Annotated in this window: 5 protein-coding genes; 4 read left to right on the top strand and 1 reads right to left on the bottom strand. The window is 48.7% G+C overall.

Annotation, left to right across the window (positions count from 1 at the left end):
- Positions 1 to 8: 8 nt before the first annotated feature.
- Positions 9 to 7,679 carry a PAS domain S-box protein gene (locus tag AC5JLP_RS05780; RefSeq protein WP_496066966.1) on the bottom strand — a complete coding sequence of 2,557 codons (7,671 nt, stop codon included), beginning with the start codon at positions 7,677 to 7,679 and terminating at the stop codon, positions 9 to 11.
- 627 nt (positions 7,680 to 8,306) lie between these two features.
- Here AC5JLP_RS05780 and AC5JLP_RS05775 point away from each other — a divergent pair.
- From AC5JLP_RS05775 to AC5JLP_RS05760, 4 genes are all read left to right on the top strand, one after another.
- Positions 8,307 to 9,056: a response regulator gene (locus AC5JLP_RS05775; RefSeq protein ID WP_496066965.1), complete on the top strand. Its 750-nt coding sequence runs from the start codon at positions 8,307 to 8,309 to the stop codon at positions 9,054 to 9,056.
- 237 nt (positions 9,057 to 9,293) lie between these two features.
- Entirely contained in the window at positions 9,294 to 10,877 is a 1,584-nt protein-coding gene (locus tag AC5JLP_RS05770; RefSeq protein WP_496066964.1) for an extracellular solute-binding protein, read from the top strand.
- A gap of 12 nt (positions 10,878 to 10,889) precedes the next feature.
- A complete protein-coding gene (locus AC5JLP_RS05765; protein ID WP_496066963.1) occupies positions 10,890 to 14,513 on the top strand; it encodes a PAS domain S-box protein in 3,624 nt (1,207 codons plus the stop codon).
- Between the two features lie 228 nt (positions 14,514 to 14,741).
- Positions 14,742 to 15,833, top strand: coding sequence for a hybrid sensor histidine kinase/response regulator (locus AC5JLP_RS05760; RefSeq protein ID WP_496066962.1), 1,092 nt, complete (start codon positions 14,742 to 14,744; stop codon positions 15,831 to 15,833).
- Positions 15,834 to 15,883 lie beyond the last annotated feature (50 nt).

Here is a 15,883-nt window from a genome sequence, read left to right as displayed (position 1 = left end):
CCTTTTGCTCAAAATTGCCGTATCGGGATCGTAATAACGAATGTCGCTCCTTGACCTGGCTCAGAAAGGCACTGGAGCGTGCCTTTATGTTTTTCAGTCACGATTTGATAGCTGATGGAAAGCCCCATTCCGGTGCCTTTGCCCACTGGCTTAGTGGTAAAGAACGGGTCGAATAGTCGTTGCTGCACGTGAGTGGGAATCCCTGAGCCGTTGTCGGCAATTTGAATCGTGATTTGTTGGGCATTTACGAGAGTCGTTTGAATGGCGATAGTAGGGATGCTGCTTGCTTCAGCATTAAATGACTCTTCTAAGGCATCAATGGCGTTGCTAAGGAGGTTCATAAACACCTGATTCAGTTGTCCGGCATAGCATTCAACTAGCGGTAACTCACTGTAAGCTTTCGTAATTTCAATGCCGGGATGGTCTGATTTGGCTTTCAGTCGATGTTGCAAAATCATCAATGTACTGTCGATGCCATCGTGAATGTTGACTTCTTTCATTTCGGCTTCGTCCATACGCGAGAAGTTTCGCAGGGAGGCCACGATTTTTTGAATGCGATCGGCTCCCACTTTCATGGAGGTGAGTAGTTTGGGCAGATCGTCGATGAGGAACTCCAGGTCGATCGCAGCGACTTCGTGTTGAATCTCAGGATGGGGCGCAGAATAGTGCTGTTGGTAAAGTTGTACAAGCCCTAGCAAGTCTTGAATGTAGGTATCGGCGTGGTTGAGATTACCATAGATGAAGTTGACTGGATTGTTGATTTCATGCGCTACGCCTGCGACCAGTTGCCCCAGCCCAGACATTTTTTCGGATTGCACCATTTGCGATTGAGTGCGCTGAAGTTCTTGCAGGGTTTGCTCTAGCTCGTCTGCCTTTTCCCTCAGTTGGGCTTCCGATCGACGTACCGCCGCTTCTGCGTGATAGCGATCGGTAACGTCGCTGCAAAAGCCAAGCATGGCAAAAATTTTGCCCTCTGTATCGTGTAGTGGATTCTTACGACTGTCGAAAATGTGTAGCGATCCATCCGCAGCCGTAGCCGGGTCGTAAGAATTATGAATGGCTTCACCTGCGAGAGCGAGCCGATCGTCTGTCCGAAAGCCCCGAATCCCTTTAACAGGATTTCCAAACACGAGTTCTTCAGGGAATCCTAGCTCCAGATCATCTTTCCCCAGCATGGCTTCCACCGTTTTGCCTACTCCTTCGGCATAGCTACGGTTAACCAAGACGTAGCGAAATTCCTGGTCTTTGGCAAAAATCCATGCTTGGGTGGAGTTGAGGACGGTTTCTAACAAACGAGACTGGTATTCTCTTTCTTGCAGTGCCTGTTGCAGAGACGCTTCGGCAAGTTTGCGATCGCTGATATCCAGCACGTTTGCCAGAATCACGGCTTGACTATCCAGTACGATTCTAGTCAGCGTAATATCGACATCAAAAACTCTGTCACGCTTTAGCGTGTTGGCTTTCCACTCAAAGTGAACCATTTTGCCAGCGATGGCATCTGACCAGAGGGTGTCAAGCAGGTGAAAGGGATTATCAGGCGTAGAACAATCGTTGATCACAGAGATAGTCTGCACTTGTTCTTGCCGAATGCCGTAGAGTTCCAAGGCACGGTTGTTGGTATCTAGCACCATGCCCTCTAAGTCATGAATAAAGATGGCACTGTTCAAACTGTTGAAGACGGTGCGGAGGTTTTGCTCCGAAATTTTTAGCGTCGCTTCAGCACGTTTGCGATCGTCAATATCAGTGCAGGTGCCAACCCACTCACGAATACTGCCATCGTCTGCCAAAATGGGCACACCTTGAGCAAAAAAGTAGCGATAACTGCCGTCTACTGCTCGAACGCGATACTCGGTCTTGTAGTAGCTTTTTGTGTGAACAGCATGATTCCAAACGTGAAGCGTATGGTCTTGATCGTCTGGATGAATCGGCTCTAGCCATCCAAAATCTCTGACTTCCTCAACACTTTGTCCGGTATACACCCTCCAACTTGGTATGTCCTCAACGCGCCCTTCTGCATCTGTCACCCAAACGATTTGAGCAGTAACAGTTGCTAAAGAGCGGTACCGTTCCTCGCTCAGGCGCATCGCATGTTCGGCTTGCTGACGTGCGGCTTCGGTTTGTTTGCGATCGGTAATGTCGTAGCAGGTACCAATCCATTCACGGATGCTGCCGTCTTCCGCCAAAATGGGTACACCTTGTACATCAAAGAGACGATAGGAGCCATCGGCTGCCCGAATCCGGTACTCGGTTTTGTAAGAGATGAAATTTTCACGGGCATGATTCCAGACTTGCCCGGTACGCTCAAGATCCTCTGGATGCAGCGCTTCTAACCAGCCAAAGTTTTCAAGTTTATCTAGGCTTTGCCCTGTGTAGGCACACCATTGCGGCGAATCGACACTTTGCCCATCTGGAGTTGCAATCCAGACAATTTGAGACATGACGTTGATCAAGTGACGATACCGCTCCTCACTCAAGCGCAAAGCCGTTTCAGCATGCTGACGCTCAGCGTCCATGCGCTTGCGATCGCTAATATCAATGACAACCCCATCCCAAAGTATCGCGCCGTCTGCTTGCCGCTCTGGTCGAGCAATGGATTGCACCCATTTCACGTTTCCAGATGGCGTCACAATGCGAAATTCTTGCTCAAAGGGTGCCAGGGTTGTAGCTGAGCGAACGACTGCCCGTTCAACTGCGGCTTGATCGTCTGGATGATGCAAGGTATCAAGATTCTGCTTTCCTGTCATCACGGCTGCTGGCTCAAGTTCATAGAGGTCATAGCAACCAGAGCTAACGTAGGGCGTGGAGTGAGAGCCATCGGGTTCCAGGCGGAATTGGTAAATCATGCCTGGAACGTTGGCAACCAGGCGTTGAAACCGGGCTTTATGAGTTTGCAAGTCTTCTAACGAGGCTTCTAGCTGCTGGGCGTAAGCCTGCGATCGCTCGTAGAGGCGTGCATTTTCCAGGGAAATGGCTGCCTGAGAACAAAGCAGGTTGAGGAGTTCAACCCGATCGCGCGTGAAAGCTCCCGCAACTAGATTGTTTTCCAGATACAGCACACCCAACAATTTACCCTGGTGTAGGATGGGCGAACACAGCATACTCCGAACTTGGTTCTGCTGAATGTAGGGGTCAGTTAGCCACTGCGGATGCTGAATCGCATCCGTAATCAGGGTTGGTCGAAGGGTGCGCTTAACTCCATACACAAGGCTAACGGGAATGTCCTCGCTAGCGGCTTCTACAGGCGTGCTGAAAAGCTGATTGGGACAAAATTCTGCGTAGCTAATCGCCTTCAGCATTAAGTGCTCATCTTGTAAAAGCATCAAAACCGCTTTCTCAGCACCAGCACTTTCAATCACCACGTCCAGTAAGGCGAACACTAACTGATCAAGCTGAATTTCACTGGAAAGCGTTTGAGAAGCTTTCAGCACGGCTGCTAGATCTAATGTTTCCGCAGTGCTGCTGGATGAGGTTTTACTCGTGTGCGAGGAGACGGCAAGCAGGGTTTCTGTCACGGTGGATGACGGTTGCTGCTGTTGCAAAATTGCCGCTAAAAGCTGTGGATAGTCTTTTTCTAGCGCTATTACTTTAGCTTTTGCGCCCCAGCGAACATAGCTGTAATAGGCTTCGGTCATGTACTCCTGCGCCAACCGCTCTTTACCCCAGCCCAGATAGAATTTTGCGGCCAGTTCGTTGGCGATCGCTTCAATATGGGTAAAGTCACTGTCTTTAGAAGCCGTAATAGCGCGATCGTACAAATCCAGTGCCTCTAGTGCATTGCCAGAAATCCGTGCCATCTCAGCCGAAAGCAGCAGATACATCGGCAGAGCATTCGCTGGACAGGTATCTGCCCACGTTTTGAGGACGTGCTGATGTGTTTCTAAAGCAGACTGATGTGTTGCTAAAACAGTCCAGTCGCGATGCTTGGCTTCGGTTCTCGTCATGCTGTAAAGCGCTGTCAGGCTCAAGGGGTAGTAGAACGAATACTGCATAACGGGAAAAAACCCGGTCATAGCCACCGCCGTCTGCTCAACTTCAACAGCCGCTGCAATGGCTTCTTGATAGCGATCGTGAAGGTAGAGCAACTGAATTTTGAGCAGTCCGTAACAGCAGATGCCGTGCTCAAAGGTTTGTTCTTGCCGCCAAGCTTCAATCAGAGGCGTTGAATCAGGCTGACTGTTCTCAAGCAAATCAGTAGTTTCAGCTAATGCCTGGAGGTTCAACACCCATTGCTGTTGCAACGTGAAGAGATACAGCAAATTCGGCTCCTTAATCCGCTGCATATAGTCGAGATATGTCTGGGTTTCGACATAAATATCTGCCAGAGGAGCACCCTTCATCAACAGCGCCCAAATTAAATAACAAACGACCCAAACGCCATACAGGTTATCGCCTGTCTCATTGCAAATTTGAAAGGATTGTTGATACAGCGGTAGATTCGTTTTTAAGTGCTGAATATAAGGATTAATGGCATGACCAAAGAGATTTCTGATCTTGGCGCTATATTGACTAGTCTTAAAGCATTGATCGAGCTTGAGCGCTAGTTGACCAAACTCAAAAGCGGTTTGATAATCACCCTGGTTAGCTAACGAAACACCATACAAACAGTAGGCATAGGCAGAACTTTCTGTATTGCCATATTGTAATGACAGATTACACATGAGTAAAACGCTCAGGTCGTTAATGGCTGCATTGCTTGCCATATAGGAAAGCTCCCACAAGGCGATTAAAAACCTCATGCTGGACTGGTGTTTTTGATCAGTCATCTCAGGCAGATCAAACAAGGCCATTGGACTGATAGCGTCTAATCTTGATCGAAGTTTCTGACGCTCTGCTTCGGTAAACGATCGCAGTTCTTCAACCGTTTCTGGCAAGGTAATGCCTAGCAAATTCAACCCACTGATCCCAAGCTTAAGGCTGGCTTGAAAGTTTTCGCCACGACTGGCTCGAAGGGCAATGAAAATGGCATATAAGTTGATTTGATCCGCCAACGTTTGAGCTTGACTAAACGCATATTCATAGAGTGCTTCGGCTCGATCAAGATTGCCGACCACATATTGACAATCGATACATTCCTGATACAGATCGATCACCAGCTCATAATGCGCTGTCCAAGCATTTTCTGGTAATAGCTTAATACTGAGTTCAAGATGTTTGACAGCCGTTTGATAGGCTGTAGATAGCTTTGCTTTTTTACCCGCCAGCAGGTTCAACCGAGCCAGTTCCTCTCGTTCTGATGCCTGGGTAATAAGTTCAATGCCTTCATTTAACTGATTCACCAGATCAAAGATGCGGCGATCCAATGCTTCGAGGGGTGTGTTCTGCCAAAGTAGTTGCCCAATTTTGAGATGCGTGCCCTGCTTTTGGTCGTCGGGAATTAGAGAGTAGGCAGCTTGTTGAATGCGATCGTGCAAGAAACGATAGCAACAGTTAACCGCTTGAGGATCTGATACTTGACCACATTCTTCTGAAGGCTGGTAAAACTTGTAAACGTCATTCGTGGGTAGAAGCAACCCTTCTTGCAAAGCTTTCCACAACGCCAGCGCCACTTCAGCCGCTGGTTGCTCAGCCACGATCGCCAGAGTTGCCAAATCAAATTGAGCACCGACGCAGGCAGCAAGTTTCAGGACATGTTGAGTGGCAGCAGGCAATTTTTGCAGTTGCAGTGCCATAAACTCAACCACATCATCTGTGAGAGCGAGCGATCGCACCTGAGCGATGTCACATTGCCAATAGCCAAGATGGTGATCAAAGGTGATTAAGCCATCCTCATGCAACACCTTGAGAAATTGATTTGTAAAGAACGGATTGCCCTGCGTTTTTTGATACACCAGCTCCGTTAGCGGTAAGGCAAGCGCCTGAGTACAGCTTAGTGTCTCTGCAATCAGTTGGTTGGTATGGTCTAAACTTAACGGAGCCAGCGTGATTGTGTTGAGTGTGGCATGAGCCTGCTGGATGTCCACCAGAGTCAGCATTAAGGGATGTGTCGCTGAGACTTCTCTATCGCGATAGGCCCCAATCATCAGTAGGTGGCCTGTCTCAGACTTGCTCATCAAGAGTTTGATGAGGTGAAGCGATGCTGAATCTGCCCATTGCAGGTCATCAATGAAGACGACTAACGGATGCTCGGCTGTCGTAAACACCTGAATGAACGTTTGAAACAGCCGATTGAATCGGTTCTGGGCAGCGCTACCAGAAAGTTTTAGGACAGCTGGCTGTGAGCCAATAATCTGTTCCAGCTCTGGCACCACATCAATAATGACCTGAGCATTCTCACCCAGCGCTGATACGATGCACGCTTTCCATTGCGCCAGTTGAGCATCTGACTCGCTAAGCAATTGCGCCATCAAATCACGAAAGGCTTGAACCAGCGCACTAAAGGGAATATTGCGTTGAAATTGATCAAACTTGCCCTTGATAAAGTAGCCACGCTGCCGCACGTTTGCTATGCATGTGCCTCGCGCGATCGGCTTATGGACTTCATTCACCACAGCGGTTTTGCCAATGCCCGAAAAGCCTGCGACCAGCACAAGTTCGCTCTGTGATGGAGTTGGGAGTCGGGAGTCGGGAGTTGGGTAAGCGTCTGCCCCATGCTCTATGTCCCGTTCCCCATTCCCTGCTCCTGCCACCCGCTCAAAGGCAGCCAGCAGCGCCGCGACTTCTTGCTCCCGTCCATAGAGCTTTTCGGGAATGATGAAGCGATCGCTGCGATCGCTTCTGCCCAAAGCAAACCACTCAATCTCGCCTGTTTTCTGGTACTGGGCACAGCACGTTTCCAGGTCATACTTCAGTCCCAACGCGCTTTGATAGCGATCTTCAGCATTTTTTGCCATTAATTTGGCAATCAAGTCGGACAGAATGGTTGGCACCAGTGGGTTAAGACTGTGAATCGTTGGTGGTTGCTTTGCAAGATGGCAATGCACCAACTCCATTGGGTCATGCGATGGAAAGGGCAGTCGCCCGGTCAACAATTCGTAGAAGGTTACACCCAAAGCATAAAAATCGCTGCGGTAGTCAATCCCTCGGTTCATGCGTCCTGTCTGTTCAGGAGATAGGTAAGCCAGAGTTCCTTCCAGCACCTCTGAGCTTTGAATTTCTTGGGTTTCTCTGGGCAAGAGGGTCGAGATCGAAAAGTCGAGTAGCTTGACCTGCCGCGACTCAGGGTGGATCAAAATGTTGGATGGCTTGATGTCTTTATGAATAATCCGCTGTTGGTGCAGTAGGTGCAGGGTCTCTACTAGCTGTAGGGCAATGGGAAAAAAGTGAGCGAGTGAGGTAGGAGCGAAGGGCGTAGAGGCGGCGGGGGAGGCTAGAGAGGCTATGGGCGCGGCGGCGGCAGATGGAAAGAGAACCGCTTCCCCTGCTTCGCTGCCCTTGCTGCCTTGTTTCATCCACTCACGCAGCGAAATGCCGTCAAAGTCCTCCATAATCAGGGCATAGCCGTTGCGGTAGGATTCCAGGCTGTAGGGTTGGATGATGCCCGAAATATTCAGATTTTTTGTAATAGTGTATTGGTTGCGGAATTGCACGAGTTCGCTGAAACTAGGGTGCTCGTTCTTGAGTAGCTTGATCACAACGGGATGTTGGTCTACTTTGCGGATTGCCTGATACACCAGTGTTCTTGTCCCGGTATAAAGCTGCTGAATCAGGCAGTAGTCTGGAAAGTCATGCCATTGCTTCATCTCTCTGTGCCTGCCTTCCAAAGAATAAATTCTCGCCATTTCAGATATATTTCCGAACAACGGTTAAGTTGCTTTTGAGAACAGTATTCCCTTAAGAAACTGCGTTTCTACATAAACATTTAAAGTTATAAAAAGTCTTCTGAGCTTTTGTTAGCAGCTACTTAGGTCTTATTTCACTTAAGAAGCATAATAGTTGAAGGGTTGTGAAACCAGGTCATAAACCTGTTCTAGGGGATGAGAATTGATTAGACAAGCAATGGAAACTAAGATATTTCGATAGGTTTAATTTCTCGTTTGGCAGATGCTAAATTGACGAATCGCAATTCAATTGATGAGTTTTGTAGAGTAGCGCTCTTCAAGACCTGCTTGCCTGACAAAAGTCCCGAAAGACAGATGGTTCCATTGCTCACTGCCCGTGACTGAAAGCTAGGCTAACGGTGTGGAAAGCCTACAGAGGACTTCTTTTTGTGAGTCAGCATTTTCAGTGCAGGGCGGGGCAGGCGATCGCTGAGAGATGTGTCAAGCAATCAGCCTCAAGACTTGTTAATTGTTACAGTGCGGAGGGAAATCTGTAATGAGTGTTGAGTCAATTGCTTTGCAGGGATATCAATCAGCAGGAGTCAGGTAATGGCAGGTACCAGGATTTTGATAGTTGAAGATGAAATCATGGTTGCCAGGGAAATTGAAAGCCATCTGACCCAAATGAGTTATGAAGTGGTGGGCATTGCTGTTAAAGCACGCACCGTAATGCAGCAGGTCGCTGAAACAATGCCCGACTTAGTGTTAATGGATATTAACCTGCAAGGAACGCAGGATGGAGTCCAAGCCGCAAGCGCAATTCGCGATCGCTTCCAAACTCCAGTGATTTACATTACCGCCTATTCTGATAGCAGTACGTTGGAGAAGGTAAAGCAAACCAACCCGTTTGGCTATGTGCTGAAGCCGTTTAACCAACAAGATTTGCGCGTTGCGATTGAGCTAGCTTTGTTCCGGCAACAAGGAGGAAGGGCTGAAGCCGCCTCTACCGGAGCTGCTGCCATTGCTTCACCGCAGAGTGGACTGCCATCGACCAAGCTTCAGGTCATTTTTCGCTACATTCAAGCGCACCTGAGCCAGGATTTGAGTCTAGAGACGTTAGCGAGTGAAGTGGGCATGACAACCGACTACTTTGCACGCCTCTTTAAGCAATCAACCGGAAAATCGGTACACCAGTACGTCATTCATCAGCGCGTAGAACGGGCAAAACAATTATTAAGGCAGTCAGATCAGGCGATCGCAGGCATTGCGATCGAGTGCGGCTTTGCCAATCCCAGTCATCTCGCTCTTCACTTCAAACGCATCGTGGGTGTTGCACCCAAACAGTTTCGCCACTTTTAGAGAGCCTTTGAAGGAGGAAGCAAGTGTTAAACTTTGCGGCAATAATGTTTCAAAGCGGCTGATTCTTTCCACAGCAGCGCTACTGTAAGGTTACTACGGGCAATAAGCTCAAGCTCTAAAAACAGTCCATTCCAGAGTTACAGCTTGAAGCAGTAGCTAAGATAGGTTCTTTTGTTCTCAAAAATTACTTGCAACAGTACTTGCATCAGAACCCTTTCACTAACCCAAGCTACTTCCATGAAGCGCTCTTCCTGGCAACGCTTACGCTCTTGCATCCATGCTCTTCAAACGTTGACTTTGGTGGTGCTGGCATTGTGGGTCAGCATTGCCGCTCCCGGATGTAGCCTGTTTCAAGCCAAGATGCCAATGGGTTCATCCTCACAGTTAACCCAGACCGTTGCCCCTACGGCTACATCCTCTCAGCGCTTTGACGGGGTAACAGTTAACGTCATTACCCATGATGCAGCCATTCACACGGGAGTTGAGCGCCATATTGCTGGGTTTGCAGCCCTGACTGGAGCGACGGTCAAGCTGACGGGTGTTCCTGTTAAGAATTTTTATCAAATTCTGCAAGCTAACTGGTCTGGTAGCGCGTCCAAATACGATTCGGCAGTGATCTTGCCCCAATGGCTGATCGACTTCGTGAACGCAGGGTTTCTGGAAGATCTAACAGCACGGGTCAAGGCTGATGCAGCGCTGCAATGGAACGATATTGCACCAATCTTTCGGAATGTGAGTGCAACCTATCAAGGACACACGTATAGCATTCCGTTGGATGGCGACTTTCACATGGTGTATTACCGCAGTGATTTGTTAAAGCAAGCGGGGTTAGCTCCGCCGCAAACCTGGGATGATTATCTGGCGATCGCCAAACGATTTCACGGCAAAGATTTAAATGGGGATGGCGAAGCAGACTATGGTTCCTGTCTGTCAAAGCGCCCGCATGAAAACATTGCCAGTATGTTGATATCCATAGCGGCTCCCTTTTTGCAAGCAAAAGGCACCGAGCAAGGCGCATTTTTTGACCCAGCCACGATGAAGCCCCTGGTTAACAATTCAGCCTTCGGCAGGGCATTGGAGATTTACAAACAAACAATGGCATATGGCGTTCCCCAGGATGCGAATCTGGGCGGGGTCAAAGCAAGAACCTTATTTATCACTGGCAGATGTGCCCTGACGATGGATTGGGGGGATGTTGGACCTCTCGCAGGTGATCGATCGGTGTCTCAAGTGACGGATAAAGTCGGTGCAGTGATGACTCCGGGTACTATGCAAATACTCGATCGTCAAACTGGCAAATTAGCAGCTTGCAATAAGTTTGTCTGTCCCTATGCTATTGATGGGGTGAACCATGCACCCTATGCCGCCAATATTGGCTGGACGGGTGTCGTTCATGCCAAAGCAGCTTCCCGTGTTAAAGATGCGGCTTATGCCTTTCTTTCCTATATCAGCCAGCCCGCACAATCCAATGTTGACGTGACGATTGGCGAAACTGGCTTCAATCCTTACCGCATCTCTCAATTTCAAGATGTTGCCCCCTGGTTAAAAGCGGAAATGTCATTGGCAGCTGCCAACAACTATCTGGGCGCGATCGGTATCAGCCTCAGTAGTCCCAATATGGTCTTGAATTTGAGCATTCCTCACAGCCAGCAGTACCTCCTTGAAACGCTGGATGCTGCGGTTGCCGCTTTCCTGGTGGGTAAACTAACGAAAACAGAGGCCATGCAGCAAGTTGAACAAGGCTGGCAGCATATTACTAACGAAGTGGGGCGTGAAGCACAAAAAGCGGCCTACCGCTCCAGCCTGGGTTTGCCCTCTTGAGAAAAAACGGCAATGCGTCAACAGAGCCTCAGTCGAAACATCATCTTAGCCTATTCGCTGCTGGTCACCTTGGCGGCTGGATTGTTGACCTCAAGCCTGTACTGGCAGTTTCGCACTGCACAGCGACAGGAAATTCGCAATCGGCTGTTGGAATTATTGCAGTTGTCTGCCCCACAAATTGATGGTGACTACTTGGCTTTGACCACAACAGCCGACAGCATGAAATTGCCATTCTACAAAATTAACCAGAAACGGCTGCAAAACATTCAAGCCGCCGTGCCCTCGATCGCGCATATCTATGTTGTGCGCCACCAATCCAACGGTCAGCTTGTGTTTCTTCTGGATTACGCCAGTACAACCCATTTTATTGCCCCAGTTGGTGCCCCTTTGCAGAGCCTGCCGCCAAGGCTGAAAGCAAATATTGCGGTTTTAACACAGCCGATCGTTGAACCCGATCTTTTGAGGAATGCAGAGGGGAGATCTGTACTTTGCGGCTATGCCCCGATTACCAATCGTTTTGGGCGCATCAGCGGCGTGCTCGTCATTGAGTTGAATGCCAGTTCATTGATTCAAAATGAACTGCAAGCAGGTGCCATCGCTGCCGAAGTGTTTTGTCTGGTGCTCATAGTGACACTGGTGGTGATTTGGTGGTTGTCTCAATCGCTCGTCATTCAACCCATCTTGCGGTTAAACCAAGCATCGAAACAGATTGCCAGTGGGCAGTGGGAACAACTCCTGCCCAGCGATCGCAACGATGAACTGGGCGATCTGGCCGCATCCTTTAACCAGATGGCAAAGCAACTACGCGAGTCGTTCACCACACTGGAACAACGGGTGCAGGAGCGCACCTACCAGCTACAACTGGCACTTGCTGCGGCCAAAATGGGCAACTGGGAATGGAACCTGATCACCAATCGGCAATACTGGTCGTCGGAAAACTACGGCTTGTGGGGCTTCTGTACCGATCCGTCTGGTCGTGTTCTGGATCAAACTGGGGTTGAAATCAGCCCTTTCCCCACGTTCGAGCTAGTCCTTGGTTGGGTGCATCCAGATGATCGAGACCGCCTCCTTCAGGCCGTCCAGCAATCGGCCGCACAGCAGCAACTTTACGAGATTGAACACCGCATCCGTTGGGACGATGGCTCGATCCACTGGCGTTACAGTCGAGGGGCATACGTTTTCAATGAACAAGGACAGCCGATCAAACTGATTGGCATTTCTATGGATATTACCGATCGCAAGCGCATTGAGCAAGAAATTCACCAGAGTCGGGATTTGTTTGCAGCGACCTTTGAGGAGTCAGCCGATGCAATTTTTTTGGTTGATTCGGACTCCTTATTGATTTTGGACTGTAACCAACGGGCGGTAGAGCTCTTTGAAGCCGCTCACAAGCAGAACTTAATTGGGATTAGGGGAGCGACTTTCCATGCACCAGACTTCTCGGATACAGCATTAGAAGAGCTACGCCAAAACTTTGATGCAACTGGCTACTGGAGTCAAGAGATTGAGTATCGGACGCTCAACGATCGCCGCTTTTGGGGCAATTTTGCCTCCAAGCGCATCCAGGTGGCAGAACGGCAAATGAACCTGGTGCGCGTGACTGATATCAGCGAGCGTAAACGCGGCGAAGCCGAACGCAACGCCGCAGAAGCCGCCCTTCAATGTTCAGAGCAGAATTTCCGTACAATCTTTAACCACGTCACCAGTTGCCTCTTTGTTCATAAAGTGGATGGCACACTGTTGGATGTCAACGATCGCGTGCTTGAACGATATGCCCTAGAGCGAGAACAAGCCTTAAACCTTTCACTGTTGGGTGACTACTCGGCACCAGATAATCCTTTCCATCTTGCCCAAGATTATTGGACGAGGGCGTTTGCTGGAGAAATCGTTCGTTTTGAATGGAAATCGAAAGAAAGCCACAATAACGAGGTTTTTGACGTTGATATCACCCTCAATCGCATTACCTGGAATCATGAACCTGTCATTCTTGCCAATGTGCGGGATATTAGCGATCGCAAGCAGGCAGAAATCGCCCTGAGGCAAAGCGAAGCACGCCTGAAGCTCGCTTTAGAAGTCGTCCCTATAGTTGTCTGGGAAGTCGATTTGGCGACCGATCGCTTCTTTTTTACCAGCAGCCAAACAGGGCAATTAGTGTCTGGTGAAATGCCTCGCCTGGAACACCAAGAAAAGCTAGTTTATCCCGATGATCAAGAAGCCGTCGATCGCAACTATCATGAAGCGCTAGCAAACCAAGGGACCCTCCAGCTAGAGCATCGACTCCGCTCAGAGACTTCACCGGAGGGATGGCACTGGGTGCAAGTGAATGGCACTGTTCAAACGGACGAAGCTGGCAACCCTACCCGCGTCGTTGGCATCTCGTTTGATATTCATGCTCGCAAACAGGCAGAACTGAGGCAACAGCAGCAGGCAGAAGCCGACCAATTGTTGGCAACGATTGCTCAAACCATTAACCAATCGGTACGGCTAGATCAGGTTCTAGAAGCTTGCTTAGAGACAATCCGACAATTTCTGGGATGCGATCGCGTCCTCATCTGCCGCTTCGATACCGATTACAATGTCGTGATTGAACGAGAAGCCCTGTCTCGGCTTGAGCTATCCCTCCTGCAACAAACCATTGAAGATCCCTGTTTCGGTCAAGGTTGGGCAGAACGCTACCGTCAGGGATACATCACGGTCTGCGCCAATGCTCAAGCTTCTGATCTCACACCCTGCTATGCAACATTGCTGGCGCAGATGCGGGTACAGGCAAGCTGTGTGGTTGGCATCTTACAAGGCGACCAGATTTGGGGCTTAATGATAGTGCACGATTGCGGCGCACCCCGCCAATGGCGACAATCTGAAATTGATTTGCTCAAACAATTAGGATTGCAAGTCGGCACTGCCAGCCAAAAAGCCAGCCTTTATACCCAGATCGAAAATCAGTTAGCGCAAAAAGAAGTGCTGCTCAAAGAAGTGAATCATCGAGTGAAAAATAATCTTCAGATGATCTCTGCCATGCTGTGGTTGCAGAGTGAAGCAGCAAACAATCCCATCGTTTCTGGGGCACTAGCCAACACACGTAATCGGCTACAAGCCATGTCCCTGATCCATGAAATCCTTTACCAATCTAGCGACTTAGGACAGATTAACTTTCACGACTACATTCAGCGTCTGGCTAATAATATTTTGATCGCTTGTAGCACAAGCCCTGATCAAATCAAGTTGCTCTTCCGCCTGCAACCCATCGCTTTAAACCTGGAAACCGCTATTTCTTGTGGCTTACTCCTCAATGAATTGATTACCAATGCCATTAAGCATGGCTTTCCTGATCGACGCTCCGGCGAAATTCACATCATCTTAAAACAAGCCGTTCAACTTGAATCTATGACTCAAATTTCAGCAGAAACACCAACAACAAACTTCTCTAGCCACTCATCTCAAGCCATTTCTCGCTATATTTTGATCGTGCAGGACAACGGTGTTGGCATTCCAAAAGCGCTCAATCTTAACAAGTTGCAATCATTGGGATTGAAAATCGTCTACGATCTGGCCCGGCAGCTTGATGGCAGTATTGAGTATGAACACAAGCGTGGCACTCGATTTCGCTTGATTTTTCCGGTCGTGGAGCGTCGTTAAGCGCTTTAGTCCGCAGGCTAAAAGCATGCTTGGTTCAACAGGGGTATGAAAAGATTTCTAGCATTCAAATAAGAATTCGATCGTTCTCATCTATTCTTGTAAAAGTAGAAAAAGTAGTTCAATTTTTTGCATACGATAAATTTTTCAGGCTTAGATCTTCGCTGATGTCATACCCACTCATCCTTCTAGTAACGGTCGTTTTAATTATCACTGGAGCAAACAGAGCAGGTGTCTAATACTAGAATTTTGGTTGTCGAAGATGAAATCCTGATTGCTAGAGAGATTGAAGGTTGTCTGTGTCAGTTGGGCTATGAAGTAGTCGGTTTAGCTACTAAAGCAACCACAGCGCTACGGCAGATCGCAGAGGCTCAACCTGATTTAGTCTTACTTGATATTCGGCTGAAAGGCGATCTGGATGGCATTTCGGTGGCTGAGCAGATGCACGATCGCTTTCAAATTCCGTTCATCTACCTCACCGCCTATGTAGATGATGAAACCTTGGAACGGGCAAAACTTACCCACCCTTCTGGTTACATTCTCAAGCCGTTTAAGCAGAATGATTTACGCGTAGCCGTTGAAATAGCGTTGGCTCGCCATCAGGCTGAGGCTAAGACCCAAAAGACGCATCGAGCCAGCACAGACCATTTATCCTTTGAGTATCTCTCGATTCTCTCGCACGAACTTCGTAATCCACTGGCAGCCATCCAGCTTTCGACTGCAATGCTAGGCGATAGTCGTTATCCCATTGGTGAAGCAAAGAAAGAGCAATTACTTCAGTGTATTCAAGCTTCAACCAGTTCTATGACTCAGTTGATTGAAGACGTGATGACAATGGGGCAAGCAGACCACCATGAAACTCTGATTGATGCTGAAACAATTGAGCTTGTAGAGTTTTGTCAAACGTTACTTAGACCCCTTCAATGTCATCCCAGTCGCCAACATACGGTGACTTTTTCGTATCCCGCGCAGCGTATCTTTGCAAAGGTAGATCAGAAATTGCTGCGCCAGCTTCTCAATAACTTGATTAGCAATGCGATCAAATACTCACCAATGGATAAACTGATTCTGCTGAAGCTTTATCGTACTCATGAAGCAATTTACTTTGAAGTGCACGATTCAGGCATTGGCATCCCACCTGAAGACTTAGAACATCTGTTTCAACCCTTTCAACGGGGCAAAAATGTGGGTAAATTGCCAGGAACAGGGCTAGGGCTAGCGATCGCGAAACGAGCCGCAGAACTTCATGCTGGAGAAATCACCGTGGAGAGCCAAATTGGTCGTGGCACCACGTTCACGGTGAAGCTACCTAGCCATCACTAGGCTACCGTCGTTTCTTTGTACAAGGAGGGTAGGATTGCCGCAGAAATTCC

Source organism: Stenomitos rutilans (assembly GCF_059505485.1).
The sequence above is the reverse complement of the archived record's forward strand: the minus strand, read 5'-3'. Positions and strand labels throughout refer to the sequence as shown.